The 18,352-nt window shown below is 47.3% G+C and carries 14 protein-coding genes, 11 tRNA genes and 2 rRNA genes; 2 read left to right on the top strand and 25 right to left on the bottom strand.

Going from position 1 to position 18,352, the window contains the following annotated elements; all coding sequences use genetic code 11:
* Window positions 1-24: 24 nt before the first annotated feature.
* The 3 genes from secF to ACXHJ1_RS13315 all read right to left on the bottom strand — a co-directional run bounded on the left by secF (window position 25) and on the right by ACXHJ1_RS13315 (window position 2,533).
* Complete coding sequence (gene secF / locus ACXHJ1_RS13325) at window positions 25-939, bottom strand: protein translocase subunit SecF (RefSeq protein ID WP_017427789.1); 915 nt, start codon at window positions 937-939, stop codon at window positions 25-27.
* Window positions 929-2,185, bottom strand: coding sequence for a protein translocase subunit SecD (gene secD, locus ACXHJ1_RS13320; protein WP_016819134.1), 1,257 nt, complete (start codon window positions 2,183-2,185; stop codon window positions 929-931). The genes secF and secD overlap by 11 nt, the downstream gene beginning before the upstream one ends.
* Before the next feature lie 90 nt (window positions 2,186-2,275).
* Window positions 2,276-2,533, bottom strand: a complete 258-nt coding sequence (locus ACXHJ1_RS13315) for a post-transcriptional regulator (RefSeq protein WP_013372642.1) — start codon at window positions 2,531-2,533, stop codon at window positions 2,276-2,278.
* Between the two features lie 308 nt (window positions 2,534-2,841).
* Between ACXHJ1_RS13315 and spoVB the strand changes: the two genes are divergently transcribed.
* Complete coding sequence (spoVB, locus tag ACXHJ1_RS13310; protein WP_016819135.1) at window positions 2,842-4,413, top strand: stage V sporulation protein B; 1,572 nt, start codon at window positions 2,842-2,844, stop codon at window positions 4,411-4,413.
* Window positions 4,414-4,419: 6 nt separating this feature from the next.
* Here the strand turns inward: spoVB and ACXHJ1_RS13305 are convergent, their stop codons facing one another.
* The gene (locus ACXHJ1_RS13305; protein ID WP_016819136.1) at window positions 4,420-5,196 is read right to left on the bottom strand and encodes a YetF domain-containing protein; all 777 of its coding nucleotides are present in this window, start codon (window positions 5,194-5,196) and stop codon (window positions 4,420-4,422) included.
* Window positions 5,197-5,402: 206 nt separating this feature from the next.
* Here ACXHJ1_RS13305 and ACXHJ1_RS13300 point away from each other — a divergent pair, with 206 nt between their 5' ends.
* Window positions 5,403-5,792: a TIGR04086 family membrane protein gene (locus tag ACXHJ1_RS13300; protein ID WP_016819137.1), complete on the top strand. Its 390-nt coding sequence runs from the start codon at window positions 5,403-5,405 to the stop codon at window positions 5,790-5,792.
* 69 nt (window positions 5,793-5,861) lie between these two features.
* Here ACXHJ1_RS13300 and yajC read toward each other — a convergent pair whose 3' ends face one another.
* From yajC to ACXHJ1_RS13195, 21 genes are all read right to left on the bottom strand, one after another.
* Window positions 5,862-6,197 (bottom strand): preprotein translocase subunit YajC, encoded by a 336-nt coding sequence (gene yajC / locus ACXHJ1_RS13295; protein WP_016819138.1) that lies wholly within the window; start codon window positions 6,195-6,197, stop codon window positions 5,862-5,864.
* A gap of 35 nt (window positions 6,198-6,232) precedes the next feature.
* Window positions 6,233-7,372, bottom strand: a complete 1,140-nt coding sequence (gene tgt / locus ACXHJ1_RS13290) for a tRNA guanosine(34) transglycosylase Tgt (protein WP_457904746.1) — start codon at window positions 7,370-7,372, stop codon at window positions 6,233-6,235.
* Window positions 7,373-7,392: 20 nt separating this feature from the next.
* Window positions 7,393-8,421, bottom strand: a complete 1,029-nt coding sequence (gene queA, locus ACXHJ1_RS13285; RefSeq protein ID WP_031462076.1) for a tRNA preQ1(34) S-adenosylmethionine ribosyltransferase-isomerase QueA — start codon at window positions 8,419-8,421, stop codon at window positions 7,393-7,395.
* A 7-nt stretch (window positions 8,422-8,428) separates the two neighbouring features.
* Window positions 8,429-10,522 carry a SpoIID/LytB domain-containing protein gene (locus tag ACXHJ1_RS13280; RefSeq protein ID WP_457904745.1) on the bottom strand — a complete coding sequence of 698 codons (2,094 nt, stop codon included), beginning with the start codon at window positions 10,520-10,522 and terminating at the stop codon, window positions 8,429-8,431.
* Window positions 10,523-10,748: 226 nt separating this feature from the next.
* Window positions 10,749-11,756 (bottom strand): Holliday junction branch migration DNA helicase RuvB, encoded by a 1,008-nt coding sequence (gene ruvB / locus ACXHJ1_RS13275; RefSeq protein ID WP_457904744.1) that lies wholly within the window; start codon window positions 11,754-11,756, stop codon window positions 10,749-10,751.
* A gap of 50 nt (window positions 11,757-11,806) precedes the next feature.
* Window positions 11,807-12,421: a Holliday junction branch migration protein RuvA gene (ruvA, locus tag ACXHJ1_RS13270; RefSeq protein ID WP_025365638.1), complete on the bottom strand. Its 615-nt coding sequence runs from the start codon at window positions 12,419-12,421 to the stop codon at window positions 11,807-11,809.
* Window positions 12,418-12,921 carry a crossover junction endodeoxyribonuclease RuvC gene (ruvC, locus tag ACXHJ1_RS13265; protein WP_016819144.1) on the bottom strand — a complete coding sequence of 168 codons (504 nt, stop codon included), beginning with the start codon at window positions 12,919-12,921 and terminating at the stop codon, window positions 12,418-12,420. The genes ruvA and ruvC overlap by 4 nt, the downstream gene beginning before the upstream one ends.
* A 230-nt stretch (window positions 12,922-13,151) precedes the next feature.
* Complete coding sequence (locus tag ACXHJ1_RS13260) at window positions 13,152-13,853, bottom strand: BofC C-terminal domain-containing protein (protein WP_016819145.1); 702 nt, start codon at window positions 13,851-13,853, stop codon at window positions 13,152-13,154.
* Window positions 13,854-13,966: 113 nt separating this feature from the next.
* A tRNA-Pro gene (locus ACXHJ1_RS13255) sits at window positions 13,967-14,040 on the bottom strand.
* Window positions 14,041-14,047: 7 nt separating this feature from the next.
* Window positions 14,048-14,127, bottom strand: a tRNA-Leu gene (locus tag ACXHJ1_RS13250).
* Window positions 14,128-14,139: 12 nt separating this feature from the next.
* A tRNA-Arg gene (locus tag ACXHJ1_RS13245) sits at window positions 14,140-14,216 on the bottom strand.
* Between the two features lie 5 nt (window positions 14,217-14,221).
* Window positions 14,222-14,296: transfer RNA gene (locus ACXHJ1_RS13240), tRNA-Gly, on the bottom strand.
* A 35-nt stretch (window positions 14,297-14,331) separates the two neighbouring features.
* Window positions 14,332-14,407: transfer RNA gene (locus tag ACXHJ1_RS13235), tRNA-Lys, on the bottom strand.
* A 28-nt stretch (window positions 14,408-14,435) separates the two neighbouring features.
* Window positions 14,436-14,512 (bottom strand) — tRNA-Asp (locus tag ACXHJ1_RS13230).
* Window positions 14,513-14,538: 26 nt separating this feature from the next.
* Window positions 14,539-14,615 (bottom strand) — tRNA-Met (locus tag ACXHJ1_RS13225).
* Window positions 14,616-14,645: 30 nt separating this feature from the next.
* Window positions 14,646-14,721: transfer RNA gene (locus ACXHJ1_RS13220), tRNA-Val, on the bottom strand.
* A 9-nt stretch (window positions 14,722-14,730) separates the two neighbouring features.
* Window positions 14,731-14,802 (bottom strand) — tRNA-Glu (locus ACXHJ1_RS13215).
* Between the two features lie 17 nt (window positions 14,803-14,819).
* Window positions 14,820-14,911, bottom strand: a tRNA-Ser gene (locus ACXHJ1_RS13210).
* A 3-nt stretch (window positions 14,912-14,914) separates the two neighbouring features.
* Window positions 14,915-14,990, bottom strand: a tRNA-Asn gene (locus ACXHJ1_RS13205).
* Window positions 14,991-15,008: 18 nt separating this feature from the next.
* Window positions 15,009-15,125: ribosomal RNA gene (rrf, locus tag ACXHJ1_RS13200) — 5S ribosomal RNA — on the bottom strand.
* 150 nt (window positions 15,126-15,275) lie between these two features.
* A 23S ribosomal RNA gene (locus ACXHJ1_RS13195) occupies window positions 15,276-18,201 on the bottom strand.
* Window positions 18,202-18,352: the final 151 nt, after the last annotated feature.

The following is an 18,352-nucleotide window of genomic DNA, read 5'->3' as shown; positions in this document are numbered from 1 at the left end:
TTATACTACTGGTATTTGCATAACTTAAGACTTTGCAGTTTTGGCCGCTCCACCAGCTGTCGGCGTCTTTTGTTTCCCCTTCAAAGCTACCCACAGCGGACTGGCAATGAAGATGGAAGAGTAAGCTCCGAACAGCAAACCGATAACCATCGCAAGCGAGAACATCCGAATGGACTCGCCGCCAAAAATGAATAGGCAGACGGAGGCAATAAACACTGTAAACACAGTTGCAAGTGAACGTGTCATTGTCTGTGCAATACTGTGATCGACGACTTGCTCCAAGTCGGTTCTGGACTTTTTCTTTGCAAATCGCAGATTTTCCCGAATACGGTCAAAAATAACGACGGTGTCATTAATGGAGAAACCGACAATCGTCAGAATAGCCGTAATAAAGGTCAAATCCACCTCAAGCCGGAAAATCGAGAATATACTAATGACGAGAAACGCATCATGCAGCAGCGAAACAATTGCAGCAACCGCAAAACGCCATTCAAACCGGATCGAAATGTAGATAGCAATAGCCACAGAGGCCAGCAAAATCGCCCAGATTGCATTTCGCTCCAGCTCTTGCGCCATTTCCGTATCCACCGTATTGACCTCAAATGATGCCTTCGGATCAAGCTCTTTGTTAAAAGAGGTTTTGAATTCATTCACTTGCTGATCCGTCAATACCTGTGAAAAACGAATGCCGAAACGCTCTTTACCTGGTGTATAATCCACCTCTTTGCCGATCCCGTTCTTGTTCAGCAAAGCTTGAATCTGTTCTTGTGTAACTGTCTTAGTCAAATTAACATCCACGTTGGAACCGGAACGGAAATCAACCCCGTAATTCAAACCAAATATCGATAAGCTCAAAATACCAAGCAATGTGATAATAATCGAGAACGTGTAAAACCACTTGCTCATCTTGACATATTTATAGTCCCAATTAAAGCGCACTGATATCACTCTCCTTCACACCAAAATACTTGGCCTTCTTCACAGCATCTGCTTTAACCAGCAGATTGAGCAAGAAGCGCGAGAAGAAGATATTTGTCAAAATACTCACGACAATATCAACGATGAGCACGAGAGCGAATCCTCGAACGGAGCCTGTACCCAGACCAAACATGACGGCTGCCGCTATAATTGTCGTAATATTGGCATCCATAACAGTACGGAACGATGCCTTACTGCCTGCAATGACAGAAGAACGAATCGTTTTGCCTGACTTGATTTCTTCTTTAATCCGTTCATACGTAATGATATTGGCATCCACCGCCATCCCGATCCCGAGCACGAAGGCTGCGATACCCGGAAGTGTGAGCACGAAACCGCCCAAATAAAAAATCGCAAGCACCAGCCAGGTATGAACGATGAGACAGAAGCTAGCTATCAGTCCCGGTACACGGAACATTGCAATCATAAAGATCAGAATGATGACCGAACCGATCAAACCGGCACGGATCGTCTGATCCAGTGACAACTGACCCAGTGTAGCTCCTACACTCTGAGAATATTTTTCCGTCAGTTTAAGCGGAAGAGCACCCAGGTTGATCGTATCTGCTAGCTTGTTCGCCTCATCACGTGTGTAGCTACCTGTAATCGAAGCACTGCCATCCGTCAATTCACTACGGACTGTAGGTGCAGACAGTAATTCATCATCCAGGAAAATAGCCAACTCTTTATTCATAAGTCGCTTTGTGATTTCTGCAAATTTAGCTTTGTCTTTTACTTTGATACTAATCTCAGGCTTGTTTAGCTGGTCATAGCCTACCACAGCACCATTCTCCACAAAATCATTACCGCGGAGCTCAATTTTGCTGTATTGACCCGGCTTTTTAGCATCTGCTGCCGTTGCACTACGGAAGGTTAACTCTGCGGGTTTTTTCAGCATGGAGCGGACTTCCGCCTCATTAGAGACACCAGCAAGCCGCACGCGAATACGATTGCTCCCCTCAGTTGTTACTTCCGGCTCAGTCGTACCAAGCGCATTAATACGTCTCTCCAAGCTTTGTGCTGTTTGTATCAGAGACTGGCTGGTTACACGCTGCCCGGCTTCCAAAGGCTGGGCTTCATATAAAATTTCAAAGCCTCCCTTTAAATCGAGGCCTAGTTTTAAACTTTTTAGTAGGCCCGGGCTTGTCCCGACCATAACACCAGTAGTTATGAGCACGACCACGATGAAACTTAGAATTCTTTTCATTCCGTCCCATGTTCCCCTTTCATTCTCAATATTCCTATTATAGCTACCCCTCAAAAAGCAGTCAATTTGAACGCAAAAAAAGACCCCCTTCTATTCGAAAGTGGAGCCCCGTAATGCGGACATCGTCAAATAGTTCATAAAGCTCGTCGCTTTAAGGGAAAGTATATCGTTAACGAGCTTGTGCAGCGGAGGAATACCCTCCTTTTCATATTTATGGCTGACGCAATTCCACACGTCCTTACTGGTGACATGTTCATAACCTACAAGGATCAGCTCGTCTGCCTTACTTTGACAGAGTATCTCAATTGCGTCATCCCAATCCTGCTCATCCAGCTCTTCCATACCCACGATGGTCGTTCCTCCTCCCAGCGACTATCGGTTCCGCAGATCAGCAATTAGCGGGGTTATTGACTGCTTTATAGAACATTTCTGTCCTGATCTTGGAAAACCCTTCTTTTCATCGAAAAATAGCCGTAAATCAACAATATATGCATTCATTTCGCTCGTCAATAGCAGAATTCACCACTCTCCCTCTTGTAGTCTGGATCACCTTGTTTCTAAGCTGAAAAGCTTGTCATGAACATGGACAGGTTCAGCATATCTTCTAAAGAAACACATAGACGCAGAATTTCATTTTGGGGAAGAGGGAGTTGCGATTGAAAAAGCAGACATTCATTCATGGAGCAATTATTTTATTGGCAGCGGGAATCATCAATCGGCTACTGGGTTTTATTCCCCGAATCGCACTCCCGCGTATCATCGGCCCCGAAGGAGTCGGCTTGTACCAGCAGGGGTATCCCTTTTTTATTGTACTAGTGACTCTTATTACCGGCGGCATCCCTCTTGCGGTAGCCAAGCTTGTAGCTGAAGCTGAGACGGCGGGGCAACCCGAAATGTCGCGGCGTATTTTGCACACTAGCTTGCGCTTCACCATTACACTCAGCCTGATCGCCATGGCAATCTGTCTTGTGTTTGCACCTTGGATCACAAGCCATCTCCTGACCGACAGCCGTGTGTATTATACATTCGTGAGTATGAGCCCAATGATTGTCATTGTTGCTGTTTCCTCAGCTTATAGGGGCTATTTTCAAGGAAAACAAAATATGATCCCTTCCGCAAGCTCCTCCATTGCGGAAACCGTCATGCGCATTTTTTGCGTCATTTGGTTTGCTTACTTGTTACTTCCCCATGGGGTAGCCTACGCTGCTGCGGGTGCAATGCTTGGTGCTTTGGCGGGTGAATTCATTGGCATGGTTGTGCTGCTGTGGCAATACGCCTGGAACCAGCGAAAAGATCACATTCTTCAACCGAAGGCGCCTTTACCTTCAGAAGTTCATACCGAGCAATCATCCGTTTTGTCACGTCTTATGTCGATTTCCGTTCCCGTTACTGCTGGAAGGCTTGTCGGTTCCTTATCTTATTTGCTCGAATCTATCTTATGCATGCGTAGCCTCGCCGTAGCAGGCATTGCAACTGGCGTGGCAACTGCACAATATGGAGCCATGCAGGGCATGGTTATTCCTGTGTTATTACTACCTGGAGCCCTTACCAGTTCGCTGGCTGTTTCACTCGTGCCTTCGTTATCCGAAGCAGCAGCAAAAGGGCATATTACCGCCATTCACAAACGTTTGCATCAATCGCTTCGTCTTGCTTTAGTCGCAGGAGCGCCATTTGCCGTAATTATGTATGTATTAGCAGAGCCGCTGTGTCTGCTGCTCTACAATAATGGCGATATTGCGGGCATGCTTAAACTCATGGCGCCCTTTGCACTTTTTATGTACATTCAGGCCCCGCTTCAGGCAGCACTTCAGGCGTTAGACCGTCCTGGAAGCGCCTTATTGAACACCTTTGTCGGAGCCATTATCAAAATTGGGCTGATTGTATGGCTTGCTTCCCAGCCTCAGTACGGTATCTACGGAGCTGTCATCGCCATCTGTATTAACAGTGCTATCGTTACCCTCCTACATGGCTTCAGTGTCAGCAGACTGCTTCGCTTTCGTGTACGTTTACTTGACTTCTGGAAAACCGGGATAGGCATGATCATTATGGCGGCAGCGGTATTATATACCTACAGACATTTAACGATTTTCGATCAAATGTGGCTCCAGTTTATTTTTGCCGCAGGCTTGGGAATTATTCTGTACCTTTTCCTGATGACCTTGATCAAAATGATCGACTGGGACAACCTCACACGCATTCCAATCCTGAGAAGATGGTTTAAAGCATAAAATAAGCTAATCTGAAGATTCTCCATAGACCGGTGGTGTAATATATACATCCCCTCTATGGTTGACCGAGCATAAGAAAACATCCTTAAAATCTTTGTGTCCCTTCGCTTGAATCTGATTTTTAAGCCAAAAACGGTTCATATCCATCCGTTCCAAATTTCGATCCAGCACCTTGCCATCCATAATTAATGGAATCGGCAGTCCCTCATATCTAAACTTTCCACCGATTTGTGGAGAAGGGTGGACTCTATTTTCCTGGTGCTCTTTGCTTATCAAATCATTCTCGCTTTGTTCCTGCTTTATTTTTTCGCGTTTAGCGCCATCGTAAATATCCTTGCTAATCACCGTGAGTTTACCTGTTGTTTCCAGAATGACATATTCAACCTCGTCCAAACTTTCTATATTTTGTTCACGAAGTTGTAACAGCAAGTCATCTAAGTTATAACGCTGCTTCGCCATTTCGTCCTTGTTTAGTTGTCCATTGGAGAACAATACACTGGGCCTACCATCAAATAGTAAGCGCAGACGCCGACTTTTCAGACTGAAATAGGAAATCCCGATTTGCAAAATTAACAGCACTCCTAAAGGAATCAACCCTTCATAAAGTGGACGTTTTATATCCTCCAGGCTGAACACAGCAATTTCCGCAATCATAATGGATATGACGAGATCGAAAACAGACAGTTTTCCGATCTCCCTTTTACCCATCAAGCGCATCACCAGATATACAATAAAATACATGAGCAGCGTCCGAAAAATATGAGCAAAAATATCGTGACTCAATAGGTTCGCCTCCTCTCCTGTACTTGCGACAAGACATTAGTCGTTCATTGTACACGTATTCTGACCGTTCCTCACTTGGCTCATACAAAAAACAAAAGGCTAAATTATTGAAATAAAGAGAAAGACTGCTTACGACTTGGTACTAACCCGGGAAGCTTGGCCATAGAATGATAATAGTTCAAACCTTGGTACAGGAGGAATTATCCATGGAGCTCATTCGCCGCTGGTGTTCGTTTCGTCTGGCCCATCCCATTTTATCCGGCTTATTTTATGCCTTTGCATGGATGCTGTTTGGCGCATTGATTCTTTCAATACTCTTGTGGATGACACAGATGCAAGAACAGGATTTATCATTGTATACGTACATCGTCCACGCATTCGCCATGCTATCTGGCGGCTTCGTCGCTGGTAAAAGATCCACGAACAAAGGCTGGTATCAAGGCGGTATTACAGGCATTCTGTATGGACTAATCGTTCTTCTGGTCGGTTTTTTGGCATTGGATGCAGGCATGAACGGTAAAGACCTGATGCACTTAGGAATCGCGTTTGTCATAGGAGCAGGTGGCGGGATGTTTGGCATTAACTTCAGCAAGTAAGTCGACATGTATGCAACACAAAAAAACCGAGCCTCCTCTAAGGCTCGGTTTTTGCATTACAATCGCATATTACGATTTAGAAACAACTTCCTCAGTTGCAGTGTCTTTTGCAATCGCATTACTAATTGCACTGCGGTCAAAGGTCAGCTTTGTCACATCATTCACACGCAAAACAACCACATCGTCCGTAATCTCCACAATTGTACCGTGAAGACCTCCGATTGTAATTACTTTATCTCCCTTTTTCAAAGCTTGAAGCATCGATTGACGCTGCTTTTGTTTTTTCTGATTCGGACGAATCAGCAAGAAATAGAAGATTACAAACATCAGAGCCAGTGGCCAGATCATTTGAAAAAGTCCGCCAGCTCCACCAGGTGCAGCCGCAGCTGTAGCAAAATGAAACACATTAAATCCCCCTTTCGTATACTCTCCCCTAAAACTTAAAAGCCTTTATCATTATCATGAAGACCGTACTGCTCAAAAAATTCATCGCGGAAATCAAGCAGCCTGTCATCCATAATCGCTTGTCTGACATTACGCATCAATTGTATTAAGAAATGCAAGTTATGATACGTTGTCAGTCGGAGCCCGAAGGTTTCATCTGCTTTAATTAAATGTCGCAAGTAAGCACGTGAATAATTGCGACAAGTGTAGCAATCACAAGCCGGATCAAGCGGGCCAAAATCGCTTGCATAATTCGCATTCCGAACGACAAGACGTCCTTGACTTGTCATCGTTGTCCCATTGCGAGCAATTCGGGTTGGAAGTACACAGTCGAACATATCCACACCACGAATGGAGCCTTCAATCAAAGCATCCGGCGAACCTACGCCCATCAGATAACGTGGTTTGTTGGTAGGAAGCAGAGGAACCGTATAATCGAGCACTTCATACATCAAATGCTTAGGTTCACCTACACTCAGTCCACCAATAGCATACCCCGGGAAATCCATGGAAGTCAAATCTGCCGCACTTTGCTTACGCAGATCTTCATGCATGCCTCCTTGTACAATGGCGAACAGACCTTGATCATGAGGACGCGCATGTGTCTCCAAACAACGCTCAGCCCAACGGCTGGTACGCTCCAGTGACTTTTTCACGTATTCATACTCAGCCGGAAACGGTGGACATTCATCGAAGGCCATCATAATATCCGAGCCAAGTGAGTTTTGGACTTCCATTGCCACTTCCGGAGAAAGAAACTTCTTATCTCCATTTAAATGAGAGCGAAAATGAACACCTTCCTCTGAAATTTTACGCATTTCACTTAAGGAAAACACTTGGAATCCGCCGCTGTCTGTTAAAATAGGACGATCCCAATTCATAAACTTGTGCAGTCCGCCCGCTTCACGGACAATATCATGACCAGGACGAAGAAACAGATGGTACGTATTACTCAAAATAATTTGAGCATCCATCGCTTTCAGTTCCTCAGGGCTCATCGTTTTAACAGTTGCTTGAGTTCCCACAGGCATAAAGGTTGGAGTCTCAATCACTCCGTGAGGTGTGTGTACACGCCCCAGACGTGCTCCTGATTGCTTGCAGGTCTTAATATGTTCGTATCTTATTGCTGGTGCCATATTTTCTCTACCATCCTTAATTAATAAATGAACATAGCGTCCCCGAAGCTAAAGAACCGATATTTTTGGTCAATCGCCTCCTGGTAAGCATGCATAATATTCTCTCTGCCAGCTAGTGCGCTGACCAGCATAACCAAGGTGGACTTAGGCAAATGGAAATTCGTAATCATTGCATCTACCACACGGAATTCATAGCCTGGATAAATAAAAATCTGTGTCCAGCCACTGCTGGCCTGTAGCACACCATCTACGAAGTTATTGCCCACCGTCTCCAGCGTTCGGCAACTGGTTGTTCCCACTGCCACGACTCTCCCACCGCGTGCCTTGGTTGCATTGAGTAGATCTGCCGTTTCCTGTGACAATGAATAGTATTCTTCATGCATAACATGTTCTTCAATCGTATCCACCGACATCGGTCTGAACGTCCCTAAACCGACATGAAGTGTGATAAAGGCAACCGTAACGCCCTTCTCTTTAATTTGGTCCAGTAATTCTTCTGTAAAATGTAACCCTGCCGTTGGTGCCGCAGCAGAACCTTCGTGCCGAGCATAAACGGTTTGATACCGCTCACGATCATCCAACTGTTCCTTGATATACGGAGGAAGCGGCATCTGCCCCAAGCGATCCAGAATCTCCTGAAAAATACCATCATATGAAAATGAAAGTACCCTTCCGCCCATATCTCCTTCTTCCTCAATAACCGCCTTCAGCTCATCACCGAAAACAATAACAGCTCCCTTTTTCAGCTTTTTGCCGGGTTTCACTAATGCTTCCCATCGGTCTCCCTCCAGTTGTTTAAGCAGCAGAACCTCGGCCTTAGCCCCAGTGTCTTGCTTGATGCCAAACAAACGTGCAGGAATTACTCTGGTATCATTCAGAACCAGCGTATCCCCTGGCTGAAGATACTGCACAATATCCGAAAATGTATGATGTCCCACTTCGCCGTTGTTTTTGTCTAACGTCAGTAATCTAGAAGCGGTCCGCTCAAGCAAAGGCGTCTGTGCAATTAATGTTTCAGGTAGTTCAAAATCGTAGTCGTTTACGTTCATATATTGGTCAGTCCTTAACTATATCCACATTTTTGTAATAGTGTTGCAAAATTTTCTTGTAATCATACCCCTGCTCTGCCAAACCGTTGGCCCCCCATTGTGATAAGCCCAAGCCATGACCATTCCCTTTACCTGTAAAAATAAAGCTTTGCGTTTTGTCGATGACTCGTGCATGGCGATCTTCATTCATGACGACCACCCCGTTACCACTTGAAGTGCTGGTGCCAGATGCAGACAGAATTTGGGTGCCTTGTGTGCCGCTTATATGAGTAGTAACTCCATCAGCGCCTAATACAGTATAACTGCCGGTACTCGCAATATCAAACAGTGTGCTCGGCAGTCCCCCCATCGCTGAGCGATACATGTCCGGATATTTCACTTTTAAAGGGGTGCCATCTGCTTCAACCTCCAATACTCGCCCTGACGGACCTCGTTTGGTGACATCAAGGTGATTAATAGAGGATGGTACCGTGCCAGTTATTTTTCCTTGAAAGGACTTAGCGATTTGAGCTGCTGTAAAGGGGCCTCTAACCCATGCATAGTCTCCGGATTGAGGCACCTTTTCCAAAACAATCATCTCTTCGCCCGGCTGCGCCTTTGCTACGGGTGTAACCGTTGATTGGATTTGGGGAATAGGACGCACATTTGTATTTTCCGCAGTGACGGTGATTTTGTCTAACCCTGCTTCTGTAACTCCCTCCAACTCCTTAGCATTATCCTCGCGAATATAGCCTGTCTTGCCACTGGAGAGAAGTACGTGATACCACTCTTGTGCTCCTTTTTGTGCCGAAGTATCTCCCGAGCTGTCCACGCTCGCAAACGCTTCACCACCACTATTCCACACCTCGGAAGCATCTGCTGTCACACCGCCCGCATTAGAAGAGAATACAGCTTCGACCACTTTGCCGCCACTCTTAATAACTTCACCAGCTGTTGCATCTACAGCCTCGTTGACATTCGCATGTTCTGAGCTCTTACCGTTGTAAGCTTGGCTTAGGGTGCCATCTACCACATTGCCGATCTGAAACCGATTGCCTTGGGCAAGCGCATAACTGCGAGCAGCTACCGCTTGAGCCTTGAGCGCTTCATCTGGCCATGAAGAATAGACCTCTGCTCCTACTACGGAATACAAATACTGCTCCAAAGGGACTTCATTTACAAGCGCCAGCTGTCCTGACGTCATGCCAATCTCCATGTCGCCGCGATATGTACGCTGTGATCTTTCGACCACTTGGATTCCATTATTACCGCCGTTGACAATTACCTTGCTGTTATTAGAGCCACTTAGCATGTAATGAGACATCGCCTGTGAGCCTGTCGTTACTCCTGCTTCCTGTCTTAGAATCAGACCAGTTTGAGTAGTATTCACTTTGGAAAGGGTGAGTCTGGGCTGCTTGCTCTCCAGTTCTGTTTTCAAGGCCGACAGCTTGCTGTCATTACTTTCTTCTCCAACCCATACAGCGTACTGGCCTCTTGATTGAATTACTGTAAAAGCATCAAAGCCTGCGGCAGCAATAGTCGTGCGAACAAGATTAGCCTCCTGCTCGGTTCCGTAGCTTCCCGTCGACCAATGTTTGTTTCCCTTAACTTCGGCCTTTGCTCCGGTTGCTGAGGAAATCCGCTGCACAGCAGCCTGTGCCGACTGTTCAGTAGCATATAATCCCGCATACACTTGATAGACAGAGCTACCGTTTTTTGAACCGATAAAAACAGTAGGTTTATCATTAGTCTTTTGCAGAGCTTGAGCCGCTTTTATCGCAGTCGCTTCATTTCCTTCAAATACCTTCACTCGATAGCTGTCTACACTAAAACGAGCCGTACTGTCCGGCAGTCCCATCCAAGCCTGAAAGCTTCCCCCACTGTTCTGGCCGACACTCAGGCTTCCTGATGATTTCAAAGTTACAGCGGGGACTGTCGCTTTATATTTGCTACCTAGATCCGCAAAGATCACTACACGAATATCTTCTTGGGCGGCAGCAGCGTGAACGCCCGAAGACCAAGGTATGCAAGCTGTAGCTAATACCATAATAACTGCTGCTCGTTTGAAGCCGCCTGTCCACGCTCCGAAAGTTTTTTTTCGGTTCAATGTTTCTCCACTCATTTCTAGCTCCCCCAATTCTAGCTGACTAGCACTTTTATTACATGATTTATCGGATCTCGACCTGCGTATTTCCCTTTAAATACATCGGCGGAATAAACCAAATTTTGAACCCGCTCGAATCGGACTTACACACTTCTTACCTCGATTTATCTGTCTATCCATTTCATATCGCCATACTTACGAATAGCATTCAATGATTTTAAAAAAGTGCACCATGGTTTTCTAGTCACCGTGGGTCTGTTGGCATTGGAATTCCAAGGTGAGCATATGCCATCGGAGTCACTGTTCGTCCCCGAGGTGTTCTTTGTAAAAGACCAATTTGTAACAAATAAGGCTCATACACATCCTCAATCGTCTGGCTCTCTTCGCCAATGGTCGCAGCAATGGTGTCCAATCCTACAGGTCCGCCCCGGAATGAATGAATCATAGCCTTAAGCATTTTATGATCAATTTCATCCAGCCCGAGTGGATCTATTTGAAGTCTCCTTAGTGCCTCAGCAGCCAACTCTGAATGAATAATACCGTCTCCAGCCACTTGGGCAAAATCACGTACCCTTTTTAACAGTCGGTTGGCAATCCGCGGTGTTCCCCGTGAACGCAATGCAATTTCCTCCGCCGCATCCCCGACAATCTCAATTTCCATAATATCCGCATTCCTAGACACGATGTAAGCCAGCTCGTCTGTCGTATAAAACTCTAACCGACTAATAACGCCAAACCGGTCACGTAATGGCGCAGAGAGCAACCCAGCGCGTGTAGTAGCACCTATAAGAGTAAAGGGAGGCAAATCCAAACGCACCGAACGTGCACTCGGACCTTTGCCAATCATAATGTCTAACGCAAAATCTTCCATCGCCGGATACATCACTTCTTCCACTGTACGATGAAGGCGATGAATTTCATCAATGAACAAAACATCCCCCTCTTGCAGGTTGGTCAGCAATGCTGCCAAATCTCCTGGTCTTTCAATTGCAGGGCCTGAAGTCGTACGTAAATTAACCCCCAACTCATTGGCGATAATGTTAGCCAGCGTGGTTTTACCCAATCCAGGCGGTCCGTACAATAATACATGGTCCAATGCTTCTTTACGCATCTTGGCTGCTTCAATATATACTTTCAGATTTTCCTTAACCTGATTTTGCCCGATATATTCATTTAGATAACGGGGGCGAAGGCTTAACTCCGCCGTCTGGTCTTCCATCATCAAATTGGCGGAAATAATCCGGTCATCCATATTCCATCGCTCCTCTTTTTACCAGAATCCTATCCACGGACATCAGCGTCCTATCCGGCAAACAACAGTTGCAAAGCCCGTTTCATCAAAATGTCGGCAGAATCATCAGGTTTCGCATCTTTCTTCATTTTGCTCCATACCTTATCTAACTCAGCATCCGTGTAACCGAGCGCCTTAAGCGCCTCACGCGCCTCACTCCAATACGAACCTTCGCCTTCTTCTACAACAGGCTCCGCAAACAATCCGGTAGCCATTCCCAACGCCCCAATACCGTCCAGCTTGTCTTTCAAATCTAGAATCATGCGTTGTGCCGTCTTTTTACCGATTCCCGGTAATTTGGTGAGAAATGTGATATTCTCCTGATAAATCGCCGTCACCACATGAGCAGGCGTACCGCCTCCCAAAATCCCAAGTGCCACACGCGGTCCAATACCAGATACATCGATCAGTTTACGGAATAATTGCTGCTCCTCACGGGTTGCAAACCCAAACAGTAAAATTGCATCTTCCCTTACATGATGATGAGTGTAAATAACCACCGGTCCTTCCGTTTTGGCGAACGCGTAAGGATTGGGACAAAATACCCGATACCCTACACCCTGCACATCCAAAACGACATATTCATTTTCCAAGTGAGCTACAGAACCACGCAAGAAATCTATCATTTTCGTAATACCTCATTTAATTTTGAATTTAGTCCATAGGAATGCGCATGACAAATAGCCACTGCCAAAGCATCCGCTACATCATCCGGTTTGGGCACAGCCTGGAGCTTTAGAAACATTCTAACCATCTCCTGTACCTGCTTCTTCTCCGCCTTGCCATACCCTACAATAGCCTGCTTTACCTGCATCGGCGTGTATTCCCCTATAGGCAAATTACGTTGTTTGGCAGCTAATACCAGCACTCCACGTGCCTGACTTACGGACATAGCCGTTGTAACGTTGCGATTAAAAAAGAGCTTCTCCAATGCTACCGCATCCGGCTTATACTTATCAATTAATTGCAACATGCCTTCATATACATGAAGCAGCCTGTCTTCTTCGGGGGTGTGTGCCTCCGTCTGGATGCAGCCATACTGCACAGGAACCACCTTACTACCAACCTTGTCTACAAATCCGAAGCCCACAATGGCAATACCCGGATCAATTCCTAGAAAACGCAAAAAAATCTCTCCCCTATCGCTCAAACATGACGTAACTAACCAACAGCCAGCACTATCGTCAATATACATGACCAAATCCCATATAAAGCGAACATATGTGTCGTTCTTTTTATTATAACAAAACTTTGTATCTAATAGAGGAAAAAGTTTAACCATGAGTGAAAACATAAAAAGAGACGCTACAAACCTCACCTCGTGGGCAAAGCCTAACGTCTCCGTACTTGGTGTAATCAATAATGCTGCTTTAATACCCTCTGTGTTCGCTCCACTGCAAAATCACTAAAAGTGGAGATTACACTGTTATACTCATTTATATCCTGTACACGGATTCCCTGCTGAAGTTGTTTATATACCCCTTCCGGCAAGGCCGTCTCCATGGACCCTATATCCAATTGAAAAAAGGTACGAATTACTTTTTCCTTTTTTGGTAGCCCTTCAAACAGTGTAAGCTGCCCATCAGTGCTTAAGCCCATATATGCGCGCTCTTTGCATGACTCCGACAAATCTTCCACTCTGCGCTCCAGCCACACTTCTCCCTTAGTATTAAGCCTTCCCTTCCAATCGGGATGTTGCTTCAGCAAATTTTCCAGCTGCTTTGAACTTAACGTTCCCAAGGAAGTGGTCTCCGTGCCACATACGTAGGTAGTTAACAAACGGGTCTTCCTGCTTATACCGGAAGCACGAATACTTTGCAATAGCTGCATCTGTGGGGAGCGGTCTTCGGTCGGGCTATATGATAACTCCTTCATTTCCACCTCTGCCATAACGGGAGTAGCCAGTGGTTGCGACAGCATAGCCTGCATATGATTCGAAAACAGAACGCCCAAACCTGCCAGTAAACAAGCCGCACTAAAAATAGTACATGCCCACACTGCTCTTCTCCACTGTTTCCAGCGCCGTTTCATCTGTTTTTTCCAACTTAATCGCTTCACAGTAATCCCTTCCGTCCCACTTTTTGTGTTAGTGTGACCTGAAGATTACTGAATTATACAAAAGATAATAACATAAACAAAAAAGCCGCTGCTTCCAGCGACTTTCTTTTGAATCGGGATGACACGATTTGAACATGCGACCCCCTGGTCCCAAACCAGGTGCTCTACCAAGCTGAGCTACATCCCGAAATAGATGCCGGTGAGAGGACTCGAACCTCCACGGTTTCCCTCACGATTTTGAGTCGCGCGCGTCTGCCAATTCCGCCACACCGGCTTATGAAGTTAATGGCGCGCCCTGAGAGATTCGAACTCCCGGCCTTTTGATTCGTAGTCAAACGCTCTATCCAGCTGAGCTAAGGGCGCAAATATGGAGCGGACGACGGGAATCGAACCCGCGACCCTCGCCTTGGCAAGGCGATGCTCTACCGCTGAGCCACGTCCGCAATACAATTATATTCATGACGTATAAGTGCATGAATGGTGAGCCATGAAGGACTCGAACCTTCGACACCCTGATTAAAAGTCAGGTGCTCTACCAACTGAGCTAATGGCTCCCAACAGGGTAATGTAACTTTGTGAAAATGGCGGAACTGACGGGATTCGAACCCGCGATCTCCTGCGTGACAGGCAGGCATGTTAGGCCTCTACACCACAGTTCCATAATAATTCTCATTAAAAAGTTAATTGGTTGCGGGGGCAGGATTTGAACCTGCGACCTTCGGGTTATGAGCCCGACGAGCTACCGAACTGCTCCACCCCGCGATAATAGTAGGGAAATCTATTGGAAATAAATGGTGGAGGCTGAGGGGATCGAACCCCCGACCCTCTGCTTGTAAGGCAGATGCTCTCCCAGCTGAGCTAAGCCTCCATACTACTATGACCCGTAGGGGATTCGAACCCCTGTTACCTCCGTGAAAGGGAGGTGTCTTAACCCCTTGACCAACGGGCCATGCTATAAAATAATTCTGGCGGAGAGAGAGGGATTCGAACCCTCGAGACGCTTTTGGCGCCTACACGATTTCCAATCGTGCTCCTTCGGCCAACTCGGACACCTCTCCATATGGCTCCCCGAACAGGACTCGAACCTGTGACAACTCGATTAACAGTCGAGTGCTCTACCAACTGAGCTATCAGGGAATAATAATTATAAAACTCGCTTGGCGGCGTCCTACTCTCCCAGGACCCTGCGGTCCAAGTACCATCGGCGCTGGAGGGCTTAACGGTCGTGTTCGGGATGGGTACGTGTGGAACCCCTCCGCTATCGCCACCAAACATGAATTTACACCGTAAATTCTTCCGTAAGGTTATTCGGTTCATCACAAATTGTGTGAATGAATAGCCATACGCTTGTCGTATGTACTTCTACATACTTTCAAGGTTACACCCTGAAAACTGGATCCGAAACTTCATTGCGTCTTATCTTAGGATAAGCCCTCGACCGATTAGTATTGGTCAGCTCCATGCATTACTGCACTTCCACCCCCAACCTATCTACCTCGTCGTCTTCAAGGGGTCTTACTAATTGGGAAATCTCATCTTGAGGGGGGCTTCACGCTTAGATGCTTTCAGCGCTTATCCCTTCCGTACATAGCTACCCAGCGGTGCTCCTGGCGGAACAACTGGTACACCAGCGGTACGTCCATCCCGGTCCTCTCGTACTAAGGACAGCTCCTCTCAAATTTCCTACGCCCACGACAGATAGGGACCGAACTGTCTCACGACGTTCTGAACCCAGCTCGCGTACCGCTTTAATGGGCGAACAGCCCAACCCTTGGGACCTACTTCAGCCCCAGGATGCGATGAGCCGACATCGAGGTGCCAAACCTCCCCGTCGATGTGGACTCTTGGGGGAGATAAGCCTGTTATCCCCAGGGTAGCTTTTATCCGTTGAGCGATGGCCCTTCCATGCGGTACCACCGGATCACTAAGCCCGACTTTCGTCCCTGCTCGACTTGTAGGTCTCGCAGTCAAGCTCCCTTCTGCCTTTGCACTCTTCGAATGATTTCCAACCATTCTGAGGGAACCTTGGGGCGCCTCCGTTACTCTTTAGGAGGCGACCGCCCCAGTCAAACTGCCCACCTGACACTGTCCTCGCACCGGATCACGGTACCAAGTTAGAACCTAGATACGATCAGGGTGGTATCCCAAGGATGCCTCCCCTCAAGCTGGCGCTCAAGGTTCAACGGCTCCCACCTATCCTGTACAGATCGTACCCAAATTCAATATCAAGCTGCAGTAAAGCTCCATGGGGTCTTTCCGTCTTGTCGCGGGTAACCTGCATCTTCACAGGTATTAAAATTTCACCGGATCTCTCGTTGAGACAGCGCCCAAGTCGTTACGCCATTCGTGCGGGTCAGAATTTACCTGACAAGGAATTTCGCTACCTTAGGACCGTTATAGTTACGGCCGCCGTTTACTGGGGCTTCGGTTCATAGCTTCGCCCGAAGGCTTACCACTCCCCTTAACCTTCCAGCACCGGGCAGGCGTCAGCCCGTATACTTCGCCTTGCGGCTTCGCACAGACCTGTGTTTTTGCTAAACAGTCGCTTGGGCCTTTTCACTGCGGCCCCCTCGGGCTATTCACCCTACCGAGGCACCCCTTCTCCCGAAGTTACGGGGTCATTTTGCCGAGTTCCTTAACGAGAGTTCTTCCGCGCGCCTTAGAATTCTCTTCTCGCCTACCTGTGTCGGTTTGCGGTACGGGCACCTTCTCCTGGCTAGAGGCTTTTCTTGGCAGTCTGAGATCATGACCTTCGCTACTGTAATTTTCGCTCCCCATCACAGCCCAGCCTTACGATGTGCGGATTTGCCTACACATCAGCCTCACTGCTTAGACGGACATCCATCAGTCCGCGTCACTACCCTACTGCGTCACCCCATCGCTCATCACGGATTACGGTGGTACAGGAATTTCGACCTGTTGTCCTTCGACTACGCCTATCGGCCTCGCCTTAGGTCCCGACTTACCCTGAGCGGACGAACCTTCCTCAGGAACCCTTAGGCTTTCGGCGGATCTGATTCTCACAGATCTTTTCGTTACTCATACCGGCATTCTCACTTGAATGCAGTCCAGCGCTCCTTCCGGTACACCTTCAACCCGCATTCAACGCTCCCCTACCCCTGATGCAAAGCATCAAGCCATAGCTTCGGTGGTGTGTTTAGCCCCGTTACATTTTCGGCGCAGAGTCACTCGACCAGTGAGCTATTACGCACTCTTTCAATGGTGGCTGCTTCTAAGCCAACATCCTGGTTGTCTGTGCAACTCCACATCCTTTCCCACTTAACACACACTTGGGGACCTTAGCTGATGGTCTGGGCTGTTTCCCTTTCGACAATGGATCTTAGCACTCACTGTCTGACTCCCGGAACTAAATCTATGGCATTCGGAGTTTGACTGAGCTTGGTAACCCTTGCGGGCCCCGCACCCAATCAGTGCTCTACCTCCACGATTCTTCTTTCCGAGGCTAGCCCTAAAGCTATTTCGGGGAGAACCAGCTATCTCCGGGTTCGATTGGAATTTCTCCGCTACCCCCACCTCATCCCCGCATTTTTCAACATGCGTGGGTTCGGGCCTCCAGTGCGTGTTACCGCACCTTCACCCTGGACAGGGGTAGATCACCCGGTTTCGGGTCTACGTCCACGTACTCATTCGCCCTATTCAGACTCGCTTTCGCTGCGGCTTCAGCTCTTCACCTTAACCTTGCACGGGAACGTAACTCGCCGGTTCATTCTACAAAAGGCACGCCATCACCCATAGATCGGGCTCTGACTTCTTGTAAGCACACGGTTTCAGGATCTATTTCACTCCCCTTCCGGGGTGCTTTTCACCTTTCCCTCACGGTACTGCTTCACTATCGGTCGCCAGGGAGTATTTAGCCTTGGCAGATGGTCCTGCCGGATTCATACGGGGTTTCACGTGCCCCGCACTACTCGGGATCCGTCTCGGAGGGAACAGGTTTTGAACTACAGGGCTTTTACCTTCTCTGGCGGGCCTTTCCAGACCTCTTCATCTAACCGGTTCCTTTGTAACTCCATGTGAGACGTCCCACAACCCCAAGGAGCAAGCTCCTTGGTTTGGGCTAATCCGCGTTCGCTCGCCGCTACTGACGGAATCACTATTGTTTTCTCTTCCTCAGGGTACTTAGATGTTTCAGTTCCCCTGGTCTGCCTCTCACTCACCTATGTATTCAGTGAGTAGTGACTGTCGATGAAGACAGCCGGGTTTCCCCATTCGGACATCCCCGGATCAAAGCTTGCTTACAGCTCCCCGAGGCTTTATCGTTGTTCGCCACGTCCTTCGTCGGCTCCTGGCGCCTAGGCATCCTCCGTGTGCTCTTTGTAGCTTAACCTAGTATTTACATCGTAAATACGATTTGCTTTGAATTTCGGTTCAACACTCACGTGTGAATGAAATTCAAGGCAGCTACCTTTATTTCACTTGTTTACACAAGATCAGCTTAAAGGAATATTCTAAAACGCAATTTCGTTTCGGTATCCAGT

This window comes from Paenibacillus sp. ALE2 (assembly GCF_054113385.1).
The sequence above is the reverse complement of the archived record's forward strand: the minus strand, read 5'-3'. Positions and strand labels throughout refer to the sequence as shown.